Raw genomic sequence first — 22,189 nt, 5'->3', positions numbered from 1 at the left:
CTCCCCCATGCCTGGTGCACTCGTCCTCGCCGGCGGCGGCCTCGCCGGAATCGCCTGGGAGCTCGGCGTCCTCCGCGGCCTCGCCGACGCCTCCCCCGAGGCGGCCCGCCTCCTGCTCGATCCGTCGACGACCTTCATCGGCACCTCCGCGGGCTCCGCGGTCGCCGCGCAGCTGAGCACCGGCACCGGCCTCGACGAGTCGTACGAGGCCCAGCTCCAGGAGGAGTCCGCCGAGATCGGAGCGGACGTCGACGGTGAGCGCCTCCAGGCCCTCTTCGCCGCGGCCGTCGAGGGCGCGACCTCGCCCCAGGACGCGCGGCGCCGCATCGGCACCCTCGCGCTCGAGGCCGAGACGCTCCCCGAGGACACGCGCCGGGCCGTCATCTCGGCCCGCGTGGGCGACGCCGACTGGCCCGAGCAGCGTCTGCTCATCACCGCGGTCGACACGGCCACCGGTGAGCTGCGCGTGTTCGACCGCGAGAGCGGTGTCGGCCTCGTCGACGCGATCTCCGCCAGCTGCGCCGTCCCCGGGGTCTGGCCTCCCGTCAGCATCGACGGCGTCCGCTACATGGACGGCGGCGTGCGCTCCGGCAGCAACGCCGACCTCGCCGCGGGAGCCGACTGGGTCCTGATCGTCACTCCGCTGCCGGGAGTCGGCACGCCCGGCGCGGGCCTGATCCCGACCGGCGAGCTCGACGCCCTCGCGGACTCGCGGGTCGAGGTGCTCTACGCCGACGAGGAGTCGGTGCGCGCCTTCGGCCCGAACTCGCTCGACCCGGCCGTCCGCGCCGCCTCCGCCCGCGCCGGACGCGCTCAGGGCGCCCGGCTCGCCTCGCGGATCGCCGCGCTGGTCGGCGCCGAGTAGCCGGTCTCAGCGCCGCACGCTGTAGCGCGTGAAGACCGTGCCGTCGGCGAAGCGGTGCTCCTCGCGCAGGTCGAGGCGCGCGTGGAACCCGCACGGGAGGAAGTGGGTCCCGCCGCCCACCGCCACCGGCACCGTGTAGACCTGCACCTCGTCGACGATCCCGGCGAGCAGCGCGTGCCGGGCGAGGGTCGGCCCGCCGATCGAGACGTCGTGGTCGGCGGCGCTGACCTGCGCGGCGACGACGACCGGGTCGAACCCGCCCTCGACGCGGGTGCGGCGGGTCTCGGCCGACTCCAGTGTCGTCGAGTACACGACCTTGTCGGCCGCCCGCCACATCTCCTGGAAGTCGCGGATGAACGCGAACTCCTCCGCGAGGGCCCAGGTCTGCTCCCACGCGCGCATGACCTCGTACATGCGCCGCCCGTACAGGTACGTGCGCACCCGCCCCTCGCGCTCCGTGATGAAGCGGTGCACGGCGGGTCGCGGCTCCGCCCAGGCGAATCCGCCGTCCGCGTCGTTCACGTAGCCGTCGAGCGACGCGATCGAGCTGTAGATGAGCGCGCCCACGTCGGCCTCTCTCCGTGGCCGGCTTCGGGACCGCCCACGGGCGCGACCGTAGGCCTCCCGCCTCCGTCCGGCAATGTCCGCCGGGGCCTCTGGCGCGGATCGACGGGTCGCCGCTGCTCCCGACGGCGCTCCCGGCGGTCGGCGCCCCCTCCCGGACCGCGTACCGTGGTCGTGCCGCAGGGAGCGGCCGTGAAGGGTTCGGGATGAAGATCAGCCAGCTGCGCCACTTCGTGGCGGTCGCCGAGGAGCTGCACTTCGTGCGCGCCGCCGAGCGCCTCGGCATCTCGCGGCAGAAGCTCGACTCCTCCGTCGCCGCCGTCGAGCTCGACCTCGGCAAGCCGCTCTTCGAGCCCGGTGCCGCCGCCACGACCCTCACCGCGGCCGGGCGGCAGCGCCTCGCCTCGGCCCGCGAGGAGCTCGCCGCGCTCGGCGACGAGCCGGAGGCGGCCCCGAAGTCGGGAGGCAAGGCCAAGGCCTCCAAGGGGACCGGGCGCGCCCCGATCGTCAAGGGCCAGCCGAAGCCCTACAAGCGCCGCCAGTCCCGCTGACGCGCAGTGTCCGATCGTCGGATGTGGTGGGCCCTACCGGGCTCGAACCGATGACATCCACGGTGTAAACGTGGCGCTCTACCAACTGAGCTAAAGGCCCCCGTCGCGGGAGCACCCGCGGACGATCGACTCGATCCTACGGCAGGCGGAGCGGCCCCCTGCGGGCACTAGCCTCGGCACATGACCGCCGACAGCGACTCCCGGGCGAGGCGGCGCGCCGAGAGCCGCTGGCCCGCCTCCGCCGCGATCCTCGTGGCCGTCGCCCTGAACGTGGCCGGCCACAGCGCCGACACCTCGGTGGTCCGCCTCGTCGCCGCCGGCATCACGCTCGCGCTGCTCGTGCCGCTGTTCGTCGTCAACCCGCACCGGCTCGACAGCGAGACGCGCTGGTCGCGCGGGGTCTCCATCGCCCTGGCGGTCGTGCTCGCCGTGGCGAACCAGGTGAACGTGGTCGCCGTGGTGATCGACCTCGTCGACGGGACGGCCGACGGCCCTCCGCTGCTGCTCACCGCGCTCCAGGTCTGGGTCACCAACGTCGTCGCGTACGCGCTGCTGTTCTGGGAGCTCGACCGCGGCGGTCCGGTCGCCCGCGGAACGCTTACCCGCACCGAGCTGCCGGCGGCCGACTTCGCCTTCCCGCAGGACACCTACCGCGACACCGCGCCCGAGGTCGCCGCGACCTCCTCCGAGCGCGCCGACTGGCGGCCCGGCTTCGTCGACTACCTCTCGGTGTCGACGACGAACACCATGGCGTTCAGCCCGACCGACACGATGCCGCTGTCGAGCCGGATGAAGCTCCTGATGATCGCCGAGGCGTTCACCGGATTCGTCCTGCTGGCCCTCGTGATCTCCCGGGCCGTCAACATCCTCAGCTGACGACCGGGGCGGTCCGCCTCCGGAGGGTCAGACGTGCGCGGGGGCGAGCGCGTCGATGGCGGCGCGGTAGGCGTCGATCGAGCGAGGCTCGCCCGGGGCGGTCATGAACGTGTCCCGGATGACGCCGGCCTTGTCGATGAGGAAGGTCGCGCGGGTCGCGTAGCCCTTCGCCTCGGTGAACACGCCGTACTGCTTGGCGACGTCGCCGTGCGGCCAGAAGTCGGAGAGGAGCGTGAAGTCGTAGCCCTGCTTCTCGCCCCAGGCGCGCAGCGTGTGCTTGGAGTCGACAGAGATGCCGATCAGCTCCACGTCGGCGTGCTCGAAGAGGGAGAGGTTCTCGCGCAGCGCGCAGAACTCGCCCGTGCAGGTGCCGGAGAAGGCGAGGGGGAAGAACACCAGGGCGACGTTGCGCCGCCCGTGGAAGTCGCCCAGCTGGATGCGCTCGCCGTACTGGTTCGCGAGTTCGAAGTCGGGAGCCAGGGTCAGCTTCTCGAGAGCCATCGGTCCGATGTCCTTCCGTGCGCACGAGAGTCGCGCGAGCACGAGGGGCAATGCTAGACCCGCTCCGCGCAGACTCCAAGGAACATCCCGTCTCCCCCGATCACGGGCCGGTCGACGCGTCCCGTCTGGCGCTCTCCTACAGTCGTCGGCGCTCATTCCTCGTGGATCACCACAGTGCGATTCCAGGTTCGGGGCACGGGAATCGCTAGGCTGACGGAGGTGCCCGCGCGCGGCTCGTCATCCGAGCCCCGGATCCGCGGATCCGCACCGCTTCATGAGAGTGATGTCTCGGGCACGATCTGCCCCCAGAGAGAGGTCGAGGGTGACTGTTAACGATCAGGACCCGTATTCCGTCGGTCACGTGGACTCGGACCCCGAGGAAACGTCGGAGTGGAACGAGTCGCTCGATGCGCTCGTCGAGGAGCGGGGCCGGGGTCGCGGGCGCGACGTCATGCTCAGCCTCCTCAAGCGCTCCAAGGAGCTCCACCTCGGCGTGCCGATGGTGCCCACCACGGACTACATCAACACCATCGCGCCCGAGAACGAGCCCGACTTCCCGGGCGACGAGGACGTCGAGCGCCGCTACCGCGCGTGGATCCGCTGGAACGCGGCCATCCTCGTGCACCGCGCGCAGCGTCCCGGCATCGGGGTCGGCGGCCACATCTCGACGTACGCGTCGAGCGCCTCGCTGTACGAGGTCGGCTTCAACCACTTCTTCCGCGGCCAGGACCACCCGGGCGGCGGCGACCAGGTCTTCATCCAAGGCCACGCCTCCCCCGGCCCGTACGCGCGCGCCTTCCTCGAGGGACGCCTGAGCGAGCACCAGCTCGACGGCTTCCGCCAGGAGAAGTCGCACCGGGGCGGCGGGCTCTCCAGCTACCCGCACCCGCGGCTCATGCCGGAGTTCTGGCAGTTCCCGACCGTGTCGATGGGCCTCGGCCCGATCAACGCGATCTACCAGGCGCAGGCGAACAAGTACCTCACCAACCGCGGCATCAAGGACGCCTCCGACCAGCAGGTCTGGGCGTTCCTCGGCGACGGCGAGATGGACGAGGTCGAGTCGCGCGGTCAGCTCCAGGTCGCCGCGAACGACGGCCTCGACAACCTGAACTTCATCGTCAACTGCAACCTCCAGCGCCTCGACGGACCCGTCCGCGGCAACGGCAAGATCGTGCAGGAGCTCGAGTCGTACTTCCGCGGCGCGGGCTGGAACGTCATCAAGCTCATCTGGGGCCGCGAGTGGGACGACCTGCTCGCCCGCGACACCGAAGGCGCGCTGCTCGACCTGATGAACAAGACGCCCGACGGCGACTTCCAGACCTACAAGACGGAGGACGGCGCCTACGTCCGCGAGAACTTCTTCGGCCGCGACCCGCGCGCCAAGAAGCTCGTCGAGGGCTACTCCGACGAGCAGATCTGGGGCCTGCGCCGCGGCGGCCACGACTACCGCAAGATCTACGCGGCCATGAAGGCCGCGACGGAGCACAAGGGCCAGCCCACCGTCATCCTCGCCCACACCATCAAGGGCTACGGTCTCGGCCGCAGCTTCGAGGGCCGCAACGCGACCCACCAGATGAAGAAGATGACGCTGGACAACCTCAAGTCGTTCCGCGACACCATGCGCATCCCGATCACGGACGCGCAGCTCGAGGAGAACCCCTACCTCCCGCCGTACTACCACCCCGGTCAGAACGACGAGGCGATCGAGTACCTGCAGGAGCGCCGCCGCGCGCTCGGCGGCTACCTCCCCGAGCGCCGCTCGAAGTACACGCAGCTGAACCTTCCCGAGGACTCGGCCTACGCGGTCGGCAAGAAGGGCTCCGGGACGCAGGAGATCGCCACCACCATGGCGTTCGTCCGCATCCTGAAGGACATCCTCCGCTCGAAGGACTTCGGCAACCGCGTCGTCCCGATCATCCCGGACGAGGCGCGCACCTTCGGCATGGACGCGTTCTTCCCGAACGCGAAGATCTACAACCCGCGCGGCCAGCACTACACGTCGGTCGACCGCGAGCTCCTCCTGGCCTACAAGGAGAGCCCGCAGGGCCAGATCCTCCACGTCGGCATCAACGAGGCGGGCGCCCTCGCGGCGTTCACCGCGATCGGCACCTCGTACTCGACGCAGGGCGAGCCGCTCATCCCGGTCTACGTCTTCTACTCGATGTTCGGGTTCCAGCGCACGGGCGACGCGATCTGGGCGGCCGGCGACATGATGTCGCGCGGCTTCATGATCGGCGCCACCGCGGGACGCACCACGCTGACCGGCGAGGGCCTCCAGCACGCGGACGGGCACTCCCCGATCCTCGCGGCGACCAACCCCGCCGTCGTGAGCTACGACCCGGCCTACGGGTACGAGATCGCGCACATCGTGCAGTCCGGACTCGAGCGCATGTACGGCGGGAAGCACACCGACCCGAACGTCATGTACTACATCACGGTCTACAACGAGCCGATCGTGCAGCCGAAGGAGCCGGAGGACGTCGACGTCGAGGGCATCGTCCGCGGCATCCACCGCATCTCCTGGGGCCAGTGGGACGGGCCGAAGGCCCAGCTCCTCGCCTCGGGCGTCGCGGTGCCGTGGGCGATCGAGGCGCAGAAGCTCCTCGCCGAGGACTGGGGCGTCTCGGCGGACGTCTGGTCGGTCACCTCGTGGAACGAGCTGCGCCGCGACGGCATCAAGGCCGAGCAGCACAACTTCCTCCACCCCGAGGACGCCGAGCAGGTGCCGTACGTGACGCAGAAGCTGGCCGACGCGAAGGGCCCCTTCGTCGCCGTCTCGGACTTCTCGCACCAGGTCCCCGACCAGCTGCGCCAGTTCATCCCGGGCGACTTCGCGACGCTCGGCGCGGACGACTTCGGCTTCTCGGACACCCGTGCGGCGGCGCGGCGCTACTTCCAGATCGACGGCCCCTCGGTCGTCGTGCGGACGCTGCAGCTGCTCGCCAAGCGCGGCGAGGTCGACCCCTCGCTCGCCGTCCAGGCGATCGAGAAGTACCGCCTCCTCGACGTCAACGCCGGCACCACCGGCAACGCGGGCGGCGAGAGCTGACGGACGAGTCCGTGCTCTCGCAGGAACCCGCACCGTCGAGTGCGCGGGGTCCTGCTCCTGCGGCGGAGCGTCCGGCCACCCGGCCGGACGCTCCCCGCACGAAGGAGCAGACCCTCGCCTGGCTGCGCACCCTCGCCGGTGAGCTCTCGACGCAGACGATCAAGCGACTCGAGGACACGCTGCCCTGGTACGGCAGCATGCCCCCCGGTCGGCGCTCGGCGGTCGGCCTCGTCGCCCAGGCCGGCATCACCTCGTTCATCTCGTGGTTCGACGACCCGTCGGCCACGCCGTGGATCGCGGCGGACGTGTTCGGAGCCGCTCCCCGCGAGCTGCTGCGCTCCGTCTCGCTGACACAGACGCTGCAGCTGATCAAGGTGACGGTCGAGGTCGTCGAGGACCGGATCAAGAACGGCGGGGAGGACCTCCGCGAGGCGATCCTCCTCTACTCGCGCGAGATCGCCTTCGCCGCGGCCGACGTCTACGCGCGCGCCGCCGAGGCCCGAGGACTCTGGGACGCGCGCCTGGAGGCGCTGGTCGTCGACTCGATCCTCACGGGCGAGGCCGACGACGAGCTGCCCAGCCGGATCGCCGCCCTCGGCTGGCACGGCCACGGCGAGGTCGCCGTCCTGGTGGGCACCGCCCCCAAGATGCTCGACGTCGACCAGCTGCGCCGCACGGCCCGGCACATGGACGCCGACGTGCTGATCGGCGTGCAGGGCAGCCGGCTCGTCCTGGTCATCGGCCGCGCCGAGCCGAGCGAGAACGCCACGGAGGAGACCGGTCCACCGGTCGCGTTCCTCGAGATCGCGGAGGCGCTCGAGACCGGCTTCGGGACGGGCCACCTCGTCCTCGGCCACGAGGTGCCGACCCTGGTCGAGGCGTCCCGCAGCGCCCGCGCGGCCCTCGCCGGGTTCGCGGTCGCCCGCTCCTGGCGGAACGCGCCGCGACCGGTCAACGCCGACGACCTCCTTCCCGAGCGCGCCCTCGCCGGCGACCCGCTCGCCCGCCAGAGCCTCATCACGCAGATCTACCGGCCCCTGCAGAAGCACTCGACCGAGCTGCTGACCACGCTGTGGGCCTACCTCGACAACGGCCGCTCGCTCGAGGCGACCGCCCGCGAGCTGTTCGTGCACCCGAACACGGTGCGCTACCGCCTCAAGCGGGTCGCCGAGGTGATCGGCTGGGACGCGACGGGCGCCCGCGAGGCGCTCATCCTCCAGTCCGCCCTCATCCTCGGCTCCATGAGCGACCCGGACGGCGCCGTCCGCCGGAAGCCGTCCCGACGCTGAGGCCCTCCGCTCGCCGAACCCCTCCCGCCCCTGAACACTTGTAGACCCGCGACAAGCTCTTTGTGCTTTGTCAGTGGCTCCACGCGCCGCACGTGCGAGCGCAGATCGGAAGACTGGATACCGTGATCGTCGTCGTCGCCCCGGGTCAGGGCTCCCAGACCCCCGGATTCCTCGCCCCCTGGCTCGAGATCCCCTCCGTGGCCGAGCAGGTCGCCGCGCACTCGGAGGCGGTCGGCATCGACCTCGCCGCGCACGGCACCGTCTCGGACGCGGACACCATCCGCGACACCGCGGTCGCTCAGCCCCTGATCGTCTCCGCGGGACTCGTGAGCCTCGCCGCCCTCCTCGAGGGTGGACGGCGCGATCGCATCGCGGGCATCGCCGGCCACTCCGTCGGCGAGATCACCGCGGCCGCCGGAGCCGGAGTCCTCACCGAGGCCGACGCGCTGGTGTTCGTCCGCGAGCGCGCCCGTGCCATGGCCGCTGCGGCCGCCGCCGAGCCGACCGCGATGAGCGCGGTCCTCGGCGGCGACGAGCAGGCCCTGATCGCCCGTCTCGACGAGCTCGGCCTCGAGCCGGCCAACTACAACGGCGGCGGGCAGATCGTCGTCGCCGGCGCGGTCGACGCGCTCGAGGCACTCAAGGCGGAGCCGCTCCGCGGGACCCGCGTGATCCCCCTGCAGGTGGCCGGCGCCTTCCACACCCGCTACATGGCGCCCGCCCGCGACTCCCTCGCCGGCGTCGCCGCCGGGCTGACCCCCTCCGACCCGACGCTCCGGCTCTGGACGAACCGCGACGGGTCGGTCGTCGACTCCGGTGCCGCGTTCCTCGAGCTGCTCGTCGGCCAGGTCGCCTCCCCCGTCCGCTGGGACCTCTGCATGGCGGCCTTCGCCAACGCGGGCGTCACCGGGATCATCGAGCTGGCACCCGCCGGCGCGCTGGTCGGCCTCGCCAAGCGCGGCCTCAAGGGCGTGCCGAGCATCGCCATCACGACCCCCGACGACGTGGACGCCGCCCGCGCCTTCCTCGACGAGCACGCCGCCTAGCAGGAGAGACCCCATGACGACCCCTTCCCTCACCCAGTCCAGCGGCAGCGCGTACACCCGGATCCTCGGCATCGGCGCGGCACGCGGCGACCTCGTCGTCCCGAACGACGACCTGATCGAGCCGATCAACTCCTCCGACGAGTGGATCCGCCAGCGCACCGGCATCATCGAGCGCCGCCGCGCCTCCGCCGACATCCACGCGGTCGACCTCGCGACCACCGCCTCCCTCGAGGCGATCGAGAAGGCGGGCATCCGCCCGGACCAGATCGGCGTCGTGCTCGTCTCCACGATCAGCAACACCGTGCAGACCCCGTCGCTGGCCGCGCTCCTCGCGGACCGCATCGGCGCGAACCCCGCCCCGGCGTACGACATCTCGGCCGCCTGCGCCGGCTACACCTACGGCATCGCCCAGGCCGACTCCTTCATCCGCTCCGGCCTGGCCGAGTACGTGCTCGTCGTCGGAGCCGAGAAGCTGTCCGAGCTGGTCAAGTCGACCGACCGCAGCATCTCCTTCCTCCTGGGCGACGGCGCGGGCGCCGCGGTCGTCGGCCCCAGCGACACCGCCGGCATCTCGAAGACCGTGTGGGGATCCGACGGCTCCAAGTGGGACACCGTCGGCATGGACAACCCGCTCGCGGCCTACCGCGACGGCACCGCCGAATGGCCCACCCTCCGCCAGGACGGCCCGTCGGTCTTCCGCTGGGCGGTCTGGGAGATGGCCAAGGTCGCCAAGCAGGCGCTCGCGGAGGCGGGCGTCCAGCCCGAGGACCTCGCCGCGTTCATCCCCCACCAGGCGAACATGCGCATCATCGACGAGCTCGCGAAGCAGCTGAAGCTCCCCGAGACCGTCGCTATCGGCCGCGACATCGAGACCACCGGCAACACCTCCGCCGCGTCGATCCCGCTCGCCACCCACCGCCTGCTCGAGGAGCACCCGGAGCTGCACGGCGGACTCGCGCTGCAGATCGGCTTCGGCGCCGGACTGGTGTTCGGCGCGCAGGTCGTGGTGCTCCCGTGACCGGCGCGACCCCACCCCTAAACTGACCTACGGTCACTGACGAACACCCGAAGAACCCCCAAGGAGAGAACCATGGCACTGTCCAACGAAGAAGTCCTCGCCGGCCTGGCCGAGCTTGTCAACGACGAGACGGGCATCGCCACCGACTCCGTCGAGATGGACAAGTCGTTCACCGACGACCTCGACATCGACTCCATCTCGATGATGACCATCGTCGTCAACGCCGAGGAGAAGTTCGACGTGAAGATCCCCGACGACGAGGTCAAGAACCTCAAGACGGTCGGCGACGCGGTCCGCTTCATCGTCAAGGCGTCCGAGTAGTCGTCGCCCGCGCACCCCGTCCTCGTGGCGGACACCCCGGCCGGCGATCGTCGGCCGGGGTGAGCCCGGCACCCACCCACACGGAACAGAGAAGCTCGTCATGACCAAGAAGATCGTCGTCACCGGAATCGGTGCCAGCACTCCCCTCGGCGGGACCGCCCGGGAGTCCTGGAACGCACTCCTCGCCGGCGAATCAGGCGTCCGCTCCCTCGAGCAGGACTGGGTCGCCCAGTACGACATCCCGGTCACCTTCGCCGCCCAGGCCAAGGTCCGCCCGGAGGAGGTGCTCTCCCGCCCGGAGGCGAAGCGCCTCGACCCCTCCAGCCAGTTCGCGCTCATCTCGGCCCGCGAGGCCTGGGCCGACTCCGGCATCACCGACGTCGACCCGCTCCGCGTGGGCGTCGACTACTCGACCGGCATCGGCGGCCTCTGGACCCTCGTCGACGCGTGGGACACCCTCCGCGAGCGCGGTCCCCGCCGGGTCCTCCCGATGACCATCCCGATGCTCATGCCCAACGCGGCCGCCGCCGCGATCAGCATGGCCATCCCCTCCCGCGCCTACGCCCGCACCGACGTGTCGGCCTGCGCCTCCAGCACCGAGGCCCTCGCGAACGCCTACGAGCACATGCAGCTCGGCCTCGCCGACGTGGTCGTCGCCGGCGGCACGGAGTCGGTCGTCCACCCGCTCCCGATCGCCGCCTTCGCGTCGATGCAGGCCCTCTCGCGCCGCAACGACGACCCGGCGACCGCCTCGCGCCCCTACGACGTCTCCCGCGACGGCTTCGTCCTCGGAGAAGGCGCCGCGACACTCATCCTCGAGACCGAGGAGCACGCCCTCGCCCGCGGAGCCCGCATCTACGCGGAGCTCGCCGGCGGCGCCGTCACCAGCGACTCGTACCACATCACGGCGCCGGACCCCGAGGGCTCCGCCGCCGCCCGCGCCATGATCGGCGCCCTCGAGCAGGCCGGAGCCGCGCTCACCGACGTCACCCACGTCAACGCTCACGCGACGAGCACCCCGGTCGGCGACATCGCCGAGTACCGCGCCCTGCTGCGCGTCTTCGGCGACCACCTCCCGAACATCGCCGTCTCCGCGACCAAGGCGTCCACCGGCCACCTCCTCGGCGGCACCGGCGCGCTCGAGGCCATCTTCACCGTGCTCGCCCTCCACGAGCGCACCGCACCCCCCACCATCAACCTCTTCGAGCAGGACCCCCAGATCCCCCTCGACGTCGTCACCAGCCCCCGCGCCCTCGGCGACGGACCGCTGGTCGCCATCTCGAACTCGTTCGGGTTCGGGGGGCACAATGCTGTTGCCGCTTTCCGGACGGTGTAGCGGGGCGTAGCCCCGCTCCACCGTGCGGAAAGCGGGCTGCGCCGCTCCTTGCGCGGCGCAGGCGCGTCCGCTGGGGAGGGGGGCGGGGTTTCCGAGGGCCGGTGCGGTGCGGCGACGGTGATCCGCTGGAACGCGGATCCCCGGATACGCCTCGTGCCGCGAGGCATCTGCGCCGCCGTCTGGTGCGGGCTGGTGAGCACGCCGTGCTGGTGGGGAGCGCGGGCTTCGCCGCGGCTCGGGTCGGATGCTCGGATCAACGAAGCTGTCCGGGTGGGAGCGCGGGCTTCGCCGCGACTCGCGTCGGATACTCCGATCGCGGAAGCTGTCCGGGTGGGAGCGCGGGCTTCGCCGCGACTCGGGTCGGATGCTCGGATCAGGGCGGCTGCGCTCGTGGGGAGCGTGCGACTCGCCATTACTCGGGCCGTCGGCGTCGTGCGCGACAGAGGTGCGGGCGGGTCCACGAGTCTTCCGACGCCCTCCGCCGGAACGCGGTGCTCCGCCGACCGTCTGGTCGACGTGCCAGCGAGCGGCAACCGTAAGGCGACGACGCGCCTTCGAGGCGGACCTCTGCCGGAACGGAGGGTCCGCTGGCCGCCTGGTTCAGGGAGGCGGGAGCGAACGATTGCCGCGAGGCGTATCCGCCGATCCGCGTGCCAGCGGATCGGCGTCGCCGGACGCCGGCCGCTCCACGGAACCCGACCACCCGACCGAGCCGACTGCGCGACGCCGCGCGAGGAGCGGCGTCGAACGAACTCAGCCGACCCCGTGCATCCAGACGACGGGGGCGAAGTCGCCGCCGTAGCGGAAGGGCTCGAGCTCGTCCTCCCAGGCCTGGCCGAGGGCGAGGCGCAGCTCGCGGTGCAGCTCGATGGGGTCGGCGCCGGCGAGCTCCATGGCGGAGCGGATGCGGTCCTCGGGCACGACGGTGTTGCCCGCGCTGTCGGTCTGGGCGTAGAAGATGCCGAGCTCGGGCGTGTGCATCCAGCGGCCTCCGTCGACGCCGGGCGAGGGCTCCTCGGTGACCTCGTAGCGGACGTCGGCCCAGCCGCGGAGAGCGGACGCGATGACGGCACCGGTTCCGACCGGGCCCTCCCAGGCGAACTCGGCGCGCAGTGTGCTGCGGAGCACGGGCTGCTCGATCCAGGCGAAGTTCACGGCACGACCAAGAGCGCGACCTGTCCCCCACTCGAGGTGGGGGCAGAGCGCGCGGGGGGCGGAGTGCACGAAGAGCACACCCCGAGTCTGCTGCGCCACCATGGTGTCCTCCGTTCGTCCCGGTGCGTCTTCCCCAACGACCCGGACCACGGAACACTCTGCGGTGCGCCTTCTTCGATTATGACGGTGGACGTGCCACCACGCCCGATCATGCAGGAGCGGCGGACCTCCGTCAAGGCGGCTCGCCGCGCCTGCTCGACCGGCCGTGGGCGGCTCCTGCCTATACTCAGGTCGTCCGCGCCGCCGGACGCCGCACACCGCCAGACGCCCGCCGGGAGGAGCACCGTGTCCGTCCGCGACGGCCTGCTCGCCCTGCTCACGCTCGGCCCCGCCTACGGCCTCCAGCTGCACGCCGAGCTCCTCGACCGTGCCGCGCACCGGCCCCGGGTCAACGTCGGCCAGATCTACTCGACGCTCGACCGCCTGCGCGAGCGGGGCCTCGTCGTCTCGGCCGGGTCCACCGACGACGGCCTCCCCCTGCACGCGCTCACCGACGAGGGCCGCGCGGAGGCGGCCGCCTGGCTGACGGGTGACGGAGCGTCCCCGGAGGAGGACTGGGACGACGTCCTCGACCGGGTGCTGCTGGCCTCGAGCCTGTCCGGCGCCGACCTCGCCGCCGTCCTCGACGCGTACGAGAGCTCGCTGCCCGCCACCGCCGACGAGCAGGCGGAGGAGGAGGAAGCGCACCCGCAGCGCCGCCTCGCCGCGATCGCCGCCCGCGTGCGGGAGGAGGCCCTGCGGCGCCTCCTCGAGGCGGCCCGCGACGAGCTCACGGGCGACGGGCCGGGACGGAGCGTCCGCGGATACGCTCTCGAGCGTCCCCGCCGGGGCCGTCGAGCCTCGAGCTAGGACGAGACAGGCGCGGGTGCCGTCGCCTAGGGTGGTTCGCATGTCCCGCACCCCCCTCGGTCTCCGCGTCCCCTCCCGGGCGCGCCGGCGCCTCGTCGCCGCCGGAGCGGGCACGGTCCTCGTCCTGTGCGCCGCCCTCGCCGCCCCGCTCTCCGCGTCCGCCGCCTACGACCCGTCCGACTACCCTTCGTGGTCCGATGTCGAGGCCGCGAAGTCGAGCGAGAGCGCAACCGCCGCTGAGGTCGACCGCATCACCGCCTTCCTCGCCGACCTGCGCGACCAGGCCGCCGCCCTCACCGACGCCGCCATCAGCCGGGCCGCCGAGGCGGACGCCGCGCAGAGCGCTCTCGACGAGGCGACCCAGCGCGTGAGCGCCCTGGAGGAGCGAGCCTCCGCCGCCCGCTCGGACGCCGACGCAGCGAAGGAGCAGGCCGGCCGTCTCGCCGCGCAGCTCTACCGCAACGGCGGGACCGATGCGACGCTCAACCTCCTCATCGGCGGCGACGAGTCGAGCGAGCTGCTCTACCGCCTCGGCACCATGACGCAGCTCACCCAGCAGACCAGCCGGCTCCAGACCGCGGCGCAGTCGACCGAGAACCAGGCCGTCTCCCTCGCCGCTCAGGCCGAGCAGGCCCGGGGCGAGCGCGTCTCCCTCGCCACCGCCGCGGCCGACGCGCTCTCGGTCGCCCGCTCCGCTCAGGCCGAGGCCGACGCCAAGGTCGCCGACCAGGAGAAGTACAGCCAGGAGCTCTACACCCAGCTCGCCTCGCTCAAGAACACCACCGCCGAGATCGAGCGGGAGTACGCCGACGGCCAGGACGCGAAGTCGGCGTTCGAGGAGCAGCAGCGCCTCTCCCGCCTCGCCGCCGAGGCCGAGGCCGCCCGCCAGCGCGCCGCGTCGGCTCCCGCCGCGGCCGCTGCTCCGGCAGCGCCCTCCAACAGCGGAGGCGGAGGCGGCGGAGGAGGCGGCCCGGTCGAGCTCGGCGACGACGACCCGACCGGCGCGCGCAACAGCTCCGCCAAGACCATCGCCGCCCTCGGCACCTACGCCGGACGCACGGACGGCCTCTCCCCCGCGCAGGCCCAGGCCTACGCCCGCACCGCTGTCGGCCGCTTCGGCTGGGGCGCCGACCAGGTCGACCGGTGCCTCATCCCGCTGTGGAACGGCGAGTCGGGGTGGCGCTGGAACGCGCTGAACCGCTCCTCCGGCGCCTACGGCATCCCGCAGGCCCTCCCGGCGAGCAAGATGGCCAACTCGGGAGCCGACTACCAGACGAACGCGGCGACGCAGGTCGACTGGGGTCTCTCGTACATCAAGAGCGCCTACGGCTCGCCCTGCAACGCGTGGTCGAGCTGGAACAACCGCTCGCCGCACTGGTACTGATCCCGCGCCTCACTTCGCCTGGTCGTAGGAGTCGACGACGGCGACGATGACCGGGAAGTCGACCTCGCCCTCTCCGAAGAGCGAGCGTCCGGCGCGGACCGCCGCCTCGCGGACGATCGCGGCGACCCGCTCGCCGACGTCGGCGGGAGCGTGCACGATCACCTCGTCGTGCAGGAAGTAGACGAGGTGCGCGCGGCCGACCGCGCCGCCCTCGGCGCGCAACCGCGCCCGCAGCTCGCCCATCCAGCAGAGCGCCCACTCGGCCGCGGTCCCCTGCACCACGAAGTTGCGGGTGAAGCGTCCCCACTCGCGTGCCCGCGCCGCATCGGCCGAGAGCCCCTCGGGGCCGGGAGGCGAGCTGCGCCCGAGCCACGTCGAGACGCTCTCGCCGCGCTCCCCCGCCCGAGCCGCCGCCTCGACGTGCGCGACCGAGCGCGGGTAGGCACGGGCGAGCCTCGGGAGCAGCCGCCCGGCCTCCCCGCTCGTCGCCCCGTACATCGCCCCCAGCATCGCGACCTTCGCCCTCGGCCGGTCGGGGACCACGCCGGCGTCGACGATGCCCTGGTAGAGGTCGCGGCCCCGCCCGGCGGCGGCCATGGCCGAGTCGCCCGAGAGCGCGGCGAGGATGCGCGGCTCGAGCTGCGCGGCATCAGCGACCACGAGGCTCCAGCCCGGATCCGCGGTGACCGCGGCGCGGATCTGCCGCGGCAGCTGCAGCGCCCCTCCGCCCGAGGTCGCCCAGCGGCCGGTGACGACGCCGCCCACCACATACTCCGGCCGGAACCGTCCGTCGCGCACCCACGCGTCGAGCCAGGACCAGCCGTTGGCGGTGAGCAGCCGGGAGAGCTTCTTGTACTCCAGGAGGGGCGGTACCGCGGGGTGCTCGAGGGACTGCAGCTCCCAGGAGCGCGTCGACTCGACCGGCAGCCCCGCGCGCCGCAGCGCCTTGAGGAGCTCGGCCGGCGAGTCGGGGTTGAGCTCGGGCGCGCCGAGCTCGTCGCGCAGGCGGTCGGCCAGCGCCTCCAACCGGGCCGGGCGGCCGCCGAAGAGCGGGCGGGGGCCGAGCATCCCGGTGAGCACCCGGTCGTGCACATCGGCGCGCCACGGCAGCCCCGCGTGGGCGATCTCGCGAGCGATCAGGGCGCCGACGGATTCGGCGGCGAGCAGCAGGCGGAGCCGGCCGGCCTCGGCGGCGCCGGAGAGCGCCTCCTCCTGCAGGGCCAGCTCGAGGACGGGGTCGAGCTCGTCGGAGCCGCCCGCCGCCTCCTCGAACCCGATCAGCGTGTCCTGCGCGGCGGGGGCCGCGGCTCCCGCGTCCCACGGGTCGAGGGGCGAGCGCGCGAGAGCCGATGAGGCGGCGGAGACCGAGCGGCGGAGGATCGCGCGGGCCAGCCGGAGGTCGTGGCACCGGGCGACGACCACCCCGGCCGACAGCAGTGCGGGGTACCAGCGCGCGGTGTCGTCCCAGACCCAGCGCGGGCGCTCCGGCTCCCGCTCCCGGACGAACGCCGCCAGCTCGGCCGGCCCCCTGCCGCTCCCGGCCTCGGCGCCGCCGACGGGGTCGACCGCCCGCCACGCCCCCGTGGGGCCGCCGACGAGTGCGAGGAGCATCGGGCCATTCTCCCCCGTGGCGGACACGGAGGCCGCCGTCGCGGGGACGGCCGGGCCCCCTCTCGCTGAAGGAGTCACGGCGACGGCCGCGAGGGCGGGTAGCCGGGGAAGGGCTTCTCCTGCGCCGTCGGCGGCTGATGGGCCCACAGGGCGGCCGCGATGGTGTCCATCGAGCGGGAGTAGCCCACGAGCGTCCGCCTCTCCGGCTCGGCCGCCCAGGTCACCGCGCGGAACCAGGTCTCGCGGTACGGGCCGGTCTCGATGCGGCGCACCAGGCCGATCCGGCCGGTGCGCAGGGCGTCGACCATCACCCACTCGTCCTGCCCGCTGCTGCGCAGCATCTGGAGCGGACTCCACTCGATCATCGCGCCTCCCACCGGTCGATCCGCGGCCGTGGCGAGCACGAGCGCCGCGGCGTACACTCGCAGACTATCGAACACATGTTCGAACGGCCAACCGGGTCCGGCGAGTGAACGGGAGCACGACGATGGCGGTGATCGACGAGACGGCGCTGGTCTCGACCGACGGCGAGGGAGTGCCGATCGCGCTCGAGTGGCGGGGCGGGAGCTACCGGGTGACCGACCGGCCGACGGTGTGGACCTGCACGAGCGAGTGGTGGGCGCCCCTCGAGGGGTTCCCGCCGACGTTCGGGCGCACACCGGTGAGCATCGGCGGCTGGCGCTTCCAGGCGACGGACCTCGCGACCGGCGGAGCGTTCGTGCTCGACGTGGTCGCGTCGACGGAACCGCAGTGGAGCGTGGTGCGGATCTACGAGTAGTGCCGGCGCGAGGCCGGCCGGGCGGCTACTTGTCGGCCGACCAGGGCGCCCGCGTCATGGCGATGAGAGCCGCGACTCCGGAGACGAGGCCGACACCGGCGATGGCGGACACGACGAGCCAGAGAACGAGTTCCATGCCACCAGTCTACCGAGCCCCGGAGCGGATCCTCTCCTCCCCGCTTCCATCCCCCGGCTATGGAATAGCCTGGGCAGAGTGACCGACGCCCCCACCCGCGCGAGTGTCGGACTGCGCTCGGAGCGCGGCCCGATCCTGCTGTCCCTGATGATCTCGACCGCTCTGGTCGCCCTCGACGCCACGATCCTCTCGACGGCCGTGCCGTCCATCGTCGCCGACCTGGGGGGCTTCGAGCAGTTCCCCTGGCTGTTCTCGATCTACCTGCTGGCCCAGGCCGTCTCGGTCCCCCTCTACGGCAAGCTCGCCGACGTGATCGGGCGCAAGCCCATCATGCTGATCGGCATCGCCCTGTTCCTGGTCGGCTCGCTCCTGTGCGGCCTCGCCTGGAGCATGCCCGCGCTGATCGCGTTCCGAGCCCTGCAGGGCCTGGGGGCCGGAGCGATCCAGCCGATGGGCATCACCATCGCCGGCGACATCTACACGGTCGCCGAGCGTGCGAAGACCCAGGGCTACCTCGCGAGCGTCTGGGGCATCTCCTCGGTCGTCGGGCCGACCCTCGGCGGCGTGCTCTCGGACCTGGGCGCCTGGCGCGGCATCTTCCTCGTCAACATCCCCCTGTGCCTCCTGGCGGCGTTCCTCCTGATCCGCAGCTTCCGCGAGACCACGCGGGGCGAGAAGCAGCGGATCGACGTGGCGGGCGCCTCCGTGCTCGCCGTGGGCACCGCGCTGCTCATCCTCGGGCTGCTCGAGGGCGGCAGCGCCTGGCCGTGGCTCTCCCCCGCCGGAGTCGGCGTGTTCGTCGTCTCGGCCCTCGCGTTCGCCGGCTTCGTCGCGATCGAGCGGCGCGCGGCCGCCCCGGTGCTCCCCCTCTGGGTCCTCACGCGGCGCGTGCTGATCTCGACCAGCCTGGTCTCGGTGACCGTCGGCGCGATCACGCTCGGCGTCACCTCGTACTTCCCGACCTTCGCGCAGGGCGTGCTCGGCAGCTCCGCCCTCGGCGCGGGCTTCGCCGTCGCGGCGATGACGCTCGGCTGGCCGGTCGCGGCGAGCCTGTCGGGCCGGCTCTACCTGCGCATCGGCTTCCGCAACACGGGCTTCCTCGGAGCGGGGCTCGTCGTGATCGGCACGGCGCTGACCATCCTGCTCGGCGCCTCCTCGACGCTGTGGGAGATCGCCGGCTTCTGCGTGCTGATCGGCGCCGGCATGGGGCTCGTGGCGACTCCGACGCTGATCCGGGCGCAGTCGAGCGTCGACTGGAACGAGCGCGGAGTGGTCTCCTCGACCAACTTCTTCGCCCGGAACATCGGCAGCGCCGTCGCCGTGGCCGTGTTCGGCGCGATCGTGAACGCGAAGGCGGGCGGCGGCGTCCCCGCACCGGCGGACCTCGCCGAGGGCACCCGCTTCGTCTGCATCGCGCTCACGGTCCTCGCCGTGGGCATGCTCGCCGCGGTCTGGGCGATGCCGAAGGAGGGGCGCACCGCGCCCGGAGAGGATCGGGCGGCGGAGGCCGAGCCCGACGCGGCCCGGCCGGACGCGGCCCAGCCCTAGCCGTCAGGCGGCGCCGTCGGTTCTCGTCGTCAGCCGGAGCGGCGCGCCGCGGCCGTCGCTCGCAGGCGGTCGCGGTGGATGCGGCGCACCCGGTGCGTCCAGCGCTGCAGGGACGATCCCATGCCGGGGTGCCGCGCCAGCGTGTGCAGAGCTCGGTCGAACCGGCGGAGCATGTCCGCGAAGGCGCCGAAGGGGCGGGCCGAGATGCCGACTTCGAGGTGGCGGTCGAGCACGATCCGGTGCCGGAGTCCCAGGTGCACGCTGATCTCGACGTCGTCGTGCACGTAGGCGTCGTGCCGGTGCATCTCCTCCGCGATCTCCTCCCACGCCGACCGGCGGACGGCGCAGTTGGAGCCGAAGAGCGGCCAGTTGGCCAGCGCCGACCCCATCAGCACGAAGTAGGCGTCCATGTAGGCGACCCGCGCGATCACCCGGGCGATCGGGCCGAGCTCGTCGAAGCGTCCGGGACCGGTCACCGCTCCGACCTCGGGGTCGGCGAAGTGGCCGGCCAGGCGCGCCAGCCAGTCGGGTCCCGGGCGGGAGTCGGCGTCGAGCCGTGCGAGGACGTCGCCGTGCGCCTCGTCGAAGCCGTGCGCCGTGCTCGCCGGGATCCCGGCTCCGTCGTGCCGCACCACCCGCGCGCCCGCCGCTCGCGCGACGGCGGCGCTGTCGTCGGTGCTCCCGTCGTCGACGACGACGATCTCGAACGGAGCGAGCGTCTGCTCGCGGAGGAGCTCGAGCAGCTGCTCGAGGTGGCGGGCGTCGTCCTTCACGGGGACGACGACCGAGATGCGCCGGTGATCCATCCGACCAGTCAACGCGATCGGGGCGCTCAGCGGGGACACCGCCACGCGTCTCGCGCGAGCCCGGACCTGTCAACCGGCTCCCGAGCGCGCCGGATCCGCTGATGGGATCGACCCGTGTCCGCCGGATCGGCGGCCCGATCGAGACAGGAGACGACATGACACAGGGACCTCGAGACTTCCGGCCCACCCGTGCACTGGTGACCGCCTCTGACTCCGGCATCGGCCGGGCGACCGCGGTGGCACTGGCCGAGGCGGGCATGGACGTCGGCATCACCTGGCACAGCGACGAGGAGGGCGCGCAGGGCACGGCGGAGGAGGTGCGCTCCCTCGGCCGGCGCGCCGAGATCGCGCGCCTCGACACGACGGATCTGGAGGGCGCGGGCGACGTGATCGACGACCTCGCGGATCGCCTGGGCGGGCTCGACGTCGCCGTCAGCAATGCGGGCGGAGGCGGAGGCGAGCCCTTCCTCGAGCAGAGCCTCGACAGCTGGCGCTCGACCGTCGCCCTGAACCTCGACGGAGCGTTCGTCTGCCTCCAGCGCGCCGCGCGGCGCATGGCGGCCCAGGGCACGGGCGGCAGGATCATCGCGGTCACCAGTGTCCACGAGCACCAGCCGCGGGTCGGCTCCGTCGCCTACACCGCTGCCAAGCACGGGCTGGGCGGCCTGCTGAAGGTGGCCGCACTCGAGCTCGGCTCCCTCGGCATCACCGTCAACGCCGTCGCCCCCGGGGAGATCGCGACGCCGATGAACGACGCCGAGGATGTGGACCCCGTCACGATCGACCGCCCCGGCATCCCCCTCGGCCGCCCCGGCGACGCCCGCGAGATCGCGGCGGTGGTCGCCTTCCTGGCCTCTCCCGCCGCCTCCTACATCACCGGATCCTCGTACGTCGTGGACGGCGGGATGCTGCAGATGGGGCCGCAGGCCGGCTCCCACCTCCGGCAGGACGACTGGCGCGAGGCCTGAGCCGCCGACCACGGCGCCCGCCCGCCGGGTACTCTCGAAGAGGTGCTCCGGCGGGCGGGGCGCCTGCTCCGGGATGTAGGTGACGCACGTGTGGTTCCGGCGTCGACGCAGGTTCAAGATGGAGCCGTACGACCCCGATGAGAACCCGTCGCGCGAGCCCGCCTCCGTCGAGGAGGCCGCCGAGGAGGGCCTGATGCTCGCGCAGTACGCGAGCCGGATGGCCGTGAAGAACCGTGTGCTGATGGACGGCCTCGGTGCTGACGTCCCCTTCGACTCGGGCCGCTACTCCGTCGTCGCCGCGGAGGAGCTCGAGAAGCTGGCGCGCGAGTCCGAGGCAGCCGCCGAGCGCCTGCGCGGCATCGCCGCCGACGTGACCTCGGTGGGCGGCCGCTCCGACCACGTGCACGACTACCGCTCGGCCGACGTCGTCAACCTCGACCACCGCGAGCGGCTCTCGCTCCTGGTCGCCGACTCCCTCCACAGGCGGGCGCAGGACGAGGAGTACCTCGCGACGCTCGTCGACGACGCCCGTCAGGACGCGTGGCGCGAGCTCGCGCAGTCGATCGAGGAGACCCTCGACCGCACCTCGCGGATCGACCCGGACGACGAGGAGTACCGCCGCGACCGCTCGGTGCGGATGGCGCTCGTGGTCGTCGACGACCTGGTCAAGCTGGCGGAGGAGCGCGGCGTCAGCCTCGAGGACTGACGGGCTCGTCGTGGGACGCCGGGACGGGGCTCAGGCCCAGCCGGCGCGGAACGACTCGGTCGCCTCGGCGGAGCGCTCCCGGACCGACTCCAGCAGCTCCTCCATGGTGGAGCTGCGGAGGAACGCGAGGCGGTCGAGCTCGGTGACCGGTGCGACGCCGGCGAGCTGCCAAGCGTGCGCGGCCGGATCCTCGGCGAGCTCGACGACCGCGCCGTAGCGCTGCTCGACGAACTCGCTCGCGACCGCCAGTGCCGTGCGGACCGCCGACTCCGCCGCAGCCAGCGCGGGGGCGTGCTTCTCGTCCCACTCCAGATCGGGCAGCAGGCGGACCTCGGCGCGCGGGTACGGGTCGTCCTCGTACCAGCGGACGACCTCGAAGCGCTCCTCGCCCACGGAGTCGAGCGTGACGAACGACTCCGCCCCGTCGATGTTCAGGATGCGCGCGCGGGCGCCGACCGCGAACCGCTGGTCGCCGCCGCCCACCTCCTGGCCGCGCTCGATGAGCACGACGCCGAACGCGAGGGTCTCGTCCTCGAGGACGTCGCCGAGCATCCGCAGGTACCGCGGCTCGAACAGCCGGAGCGGGAGCGGCATGTGCGGCAGGAGCACGGAGCCGAGCGGGAACATCGGAAGATCAGGCACAGGATCAGGCAATCACGTCGAGCGGGGAGCGGCCAGTACGGGCGCGGCGCGTCGGGACGTGCTAGCGCATCGCGCCACCGTGTCGTCCGCTCGCGGATGCTCGCCACGCCCCGGACGATCTCCGACGGCC

At 72.7% G+C, this 22,189-nt stretch carries 22 protein-coding genes and 1 tRNA gene; 15 read left to right on the top strand and 8 right to left on the bottom strand.

Annotated elements, in window-relative coordinates; translation table 11 throughout:
* The first annotated feature begins 7 nt into the window (after positions 1-7).
* On the top strand, positions 8-865 hold the full coding sequence (locus tag C5B98_RS13380; RefSeq protein ID WP_104238200.1) for a patatin-like phospholipase family protein: 858 nt from the start codon (positions 8-10) through the stop codon (positions 863-865).
* A gap of 6 nt (positions 866-871) precedes the next feature.
* Here the strand turns inward: C5B98_RS13380 and C5B98_RS13375 are convergent, their stop codons facing one another.
* Positions 872-1,432 (bottom strand): dihydrofolate reductase family protein, encoded by a 561-nt coding sequence (locus C5B98_RS13375; RefSeq protein ID WP_104226668.1) that lies wholly within the window; start codon positions 1,430-1,432, stop codon positions 872-874.
* 203 nt (positions 1,433-1,635) lie between these two features.
* Between C5B98_RS13375 and C5B98_RS13370 the strand changes: the two genes are divergently transcribed.
* On the top strand, positions 1,636-1,980 hold the full coding sequence (locus C5B98_RS13370; RefSeq protein WP_104223469.1) for a LysR family transcriptional regulator: 345 nt from the start codon (positions 1,636-1,638) through the stop codon (positions 1,978-1,980).
* A 24-nt stretch (positions 1,981-2,004) separates the two neighbouring features.
* Here the strand turns inward: C5B98_RS13370 and C5B98_RS13365 are convergent.
* Positions 2,005-2,080: transfer RNA gene (locus C5B98_RS13365), tRNA-Val, on the bottom strand.
* Positions 2,081-2,160: 80 nt separating this feature from the next.
* On the opposite strand from C5B98_RS13365, the gene C5B98_RS13360 reads away from it, so the two are divergent.
* Positions 2,161-2,856 carry a hypothetical protein gene (locus C5B98_RS13360; protein WP_104250959.1) on the top strand — a complete coding sequence of 232 codons (696 nt, stop codon included), beginning with the start codon at positions 2,161-2,163 and terminating at the stop codon, positions 2,854-2,856.
* A gap of 27 nt (positions 2,857-2,883) precedes the next feature.
* Here C5B98_RS13360 and C5B98_RS13355 read toward each other — a convergent pair whose 3' ends face one another.
* Positions 2,884-3,357, bottom strand: coding sequence for a peroxiredoxin (locus C5B98_RS13355; RefSeq protein WP_104238203.1), 474 nt, complete (start codon positions 3,355-3,357; stop codon positions 2,884-2,886).
* A 322-nt stretch (positions 3,358-3,679) separates the two neighbouring features.
* Between C5B98_RS13355 and aceE the strand changes: the two genes are divergently transcribed.
* From aceE to C5B98_RS13325, 6 genes are all read left to right on the top strand, one after another.
* A complete protein-coding gene (gene aceE, locus C5B98_RS13350) occupies positions 3,680-6,406 on the top strand; it encodes a pyruvate dehydrogenase (acetyl-transferring), homodimeric type (protein WP_104247522.1) in 2,727 nt (908 codons plus the stop codon).
* Between the two features lie 122 nt (positions 6,407-6,528).
* The gene (locus tag C5B98_RS13345; protein ID WP_181065547.1) at positions 6,529-7,695 is read left to right on the top strand and encodes a CdaR family transcriptional regulator; all 1,167 of its coding nucleotides are present in this window, start codon (positions 6,529-6,531) and stop codon (positions 7,693-7,695) included.
* A gap of 122 nt (positions 7,696-7,817) precedes the next feature.
* Positions 7,818-8,741 carry an ACP S-malonyltransferase gene (locus C5B98_RS13340; RefSeq protein WP_104327921.1) on the top strand — a complete coding sequence of 308 codons (924 nt, stop codon included), beginning with the start codon at positions 7,818-7,820 and terminating at the stop codon, positions 8,739-8,741.
* Between the two features lie 13 nt (positions 8,742-8,754).
* The gene (locus tag C5B98_RS13335; RefSeq protein ID WP_104223464.1) at positions 8,755-9,759 is read left to right on the top strand and encodes a beta-ketoacyl-ACP synthase III; all 1,005 of its coding nucleotides are present in this window, start codon (positions 8,755-8,757) and stop codon (positions 9,757-9,759) included.
* Between the two features lie 72 nt (positions 9,760-9,831).
* Complete coding sequence (locus C5B98_RS13330; protein WP_104223463.1) at positions 9,832-10,080, top strand: acyl carrier protein; 249 nt, start codon at positions 9,832-9,834, stop codon at positions 10,078-10,080.
* A gap of 100 nt (positions 10,081-10,180) precedes the next feature.
* Entirely contained in the window at positions 10,181-11,416 is a 1,236-nt protein-coding gene (locus C5B98_RS13325) for a beta-ketoacyl synthase (protein ID WP_104226673.1), read from the top strand.
* A 753-nt stretch (positions 11,417-12,169) separates the two neighbouring features.
* On the opposite strand, the gene C5B98_RS13320 is transcribed toward C5B98_RS13325, so the two are convergent.
* Complete coding sequence (locus C5B98_RS13320) at positions 12,170-12,673, bottom strand: DUF3145 domain-containing protein (protein WP_104226674.1); 504 nt, start codon at positions 12,671-12,673, stop codon at positions 12,170-12,172.
* Positions 12,674-12,916: 243 nt separating this feature from the next.
* On the opposite strand from C5B98_RS13320, the gene C5B98_RS13315 reads away from it, so the two are divergent.
* Positions 12,917-13,480: a PadR family transcriptional regulator gene (locus tag C5B98_RS13315; RefSeq protein ID WP_181065544.1), complete on the top strand. Its 564-nt coding sequence runs from the start codon at positions 12,917-12,919 to the stop codon at positions 13,478-13,480.
* Between the two features lie 40 nt (positions 13,481-13,520).
* Positions 13,521-14,864 carry a hypothetical protein gene (locus tag C5B98_RS13310; RefSeq protein ID WP_258063522.1) on the top strand — a complete coding sequence of 448 codons (1,344 nt, stop codon included), beginning with the start codon at positions 13,521-13,523 and terminating at the stop codon, positions 14,862-14,864.
* A gap of 9 nt (positions 14,865-14,873) precedes the next feature.
* Here C5B98_RS13310 and C5B98_RS13305 read toward each other — a convergent pair whose 3' ends face one another.
* Positions 14,874-16,475, bottom strand: a complete 1,602-nt coding sequence (locus tag C5B98_RS13305) for a bifunctional 3'-5' exonuclease/DNA polymerase (RefSeq protein WP_104327919.1) — start codon at positions 16,473-16,475, stop codon at positions 14,874-14,876.
* A 74-nt stretch (positions 16,476-16,549) separates the two neighbouring features.
* Complete coding sequence (locus C5B98_RS13300; RefSeq protein WP_146076962.1) at positions 16,550-16,840, bottom strand: hypothetical protein; 291 nt, start codon at positions 16,838-16,840, stop codon at positions 16,550-16,552.
* A gap of 104 nt (positions 16,841-16,944) precedes the next feature.
* On the opposite strand from C5B98_RS13300, the gene C5B98_RS13295 reads away from it, so the two are divergent.
* Entirely contained in the window at positions 16,945-17,253 is a 309-nt protein-coding gene (locus C5B98_RS13295) for a hypothetical protein (RefSeq protein WP_104226677.1), read from the top strand.
* Positions 17,254-17,536: 283 nt separating this feature from the next.
* Entirely contained in the window at positions 17,537-18,937 is a 1,401-nt protein-coding gene (locus C5B98_RS13290) for an MDR family MFS transporter (RefSeq protein WP_104263019.1), read from the top strand.
* Positions 18,938-18,966: 29 nt separating this feature from the next.
* On the opposite strand, the gene C5B98_RS13285 is transcribed toward C5B98_RS13290, so the two are convergent.
* On the bottom strand, positions 18,967-19,743 hold the full coding sequence (locus tag C5B98_RS13285) for a glycosyltransferase family 2 protein (protein ID WP_104250964.1): 777 nt from the start codon (positions 19,741-19,743) through the stop codon (positions 18,967-18,969).
* 155 nt (positions 19,744-19,898) lie between these two features.
* Between C5B98_RS13285 and C5B98_RS13280 the strand changes: the two genes are divergently transcribed.
* Positions 19,899-20,711, top strand: coding sequence for an SDR family oxidoreductase (locus tag C5B98_RS13280; RefSeq protein ID WP_104226704.1), 813 nt, complete (start codon positions 19,899-19,901; stop codon positions 20,709-20,711).
* 118 nt (positions 20,712-20,829) lie between these two features.
* Positions 20,830-21,417, top strand: coding sequence for a hypothetical protein (locus tag C5B98_RS13275; protein WP_104327918.1), 588 nt, complete (start codon positions 20,830-20,832; stop codon positions 21,415-21,417).
* Between the two features lie 30 nt (positions 21,418-21,447).
* On the opposite strand, the gene C5B98_RS13270 is transcribed toward C5B98_RS13275, so the two are convergent.
* Positions 21,448-22,059 (bottom strand): LON peptidase substrate-binding domain-containing protein, encoded by a 612-nt coding sequence (locus C5B98_RS13270; RefSeq protein ID WP_244229436.1) that lies wholly within the window; start codon positions 22,057-22,059, stop codon positions 21,448-21,450.
* Between the last annotated feature and the right edge of the window lie 130 nt (positions 22,060-22,189).

The organism is Rathayibacter sp. AY1A5, assembly GCF_002930875.1.
Lineage (GTDB): Bacteria > Actinomycetota > Actinomycetes > Actinomycetales > Microbacteriaceae > Rathayibacter.
The sequence above is the reverse complement of the archived record's forward strand: the minus strand, read 5'-3'. Positions and strand labels throughout refer to the sequence as shown.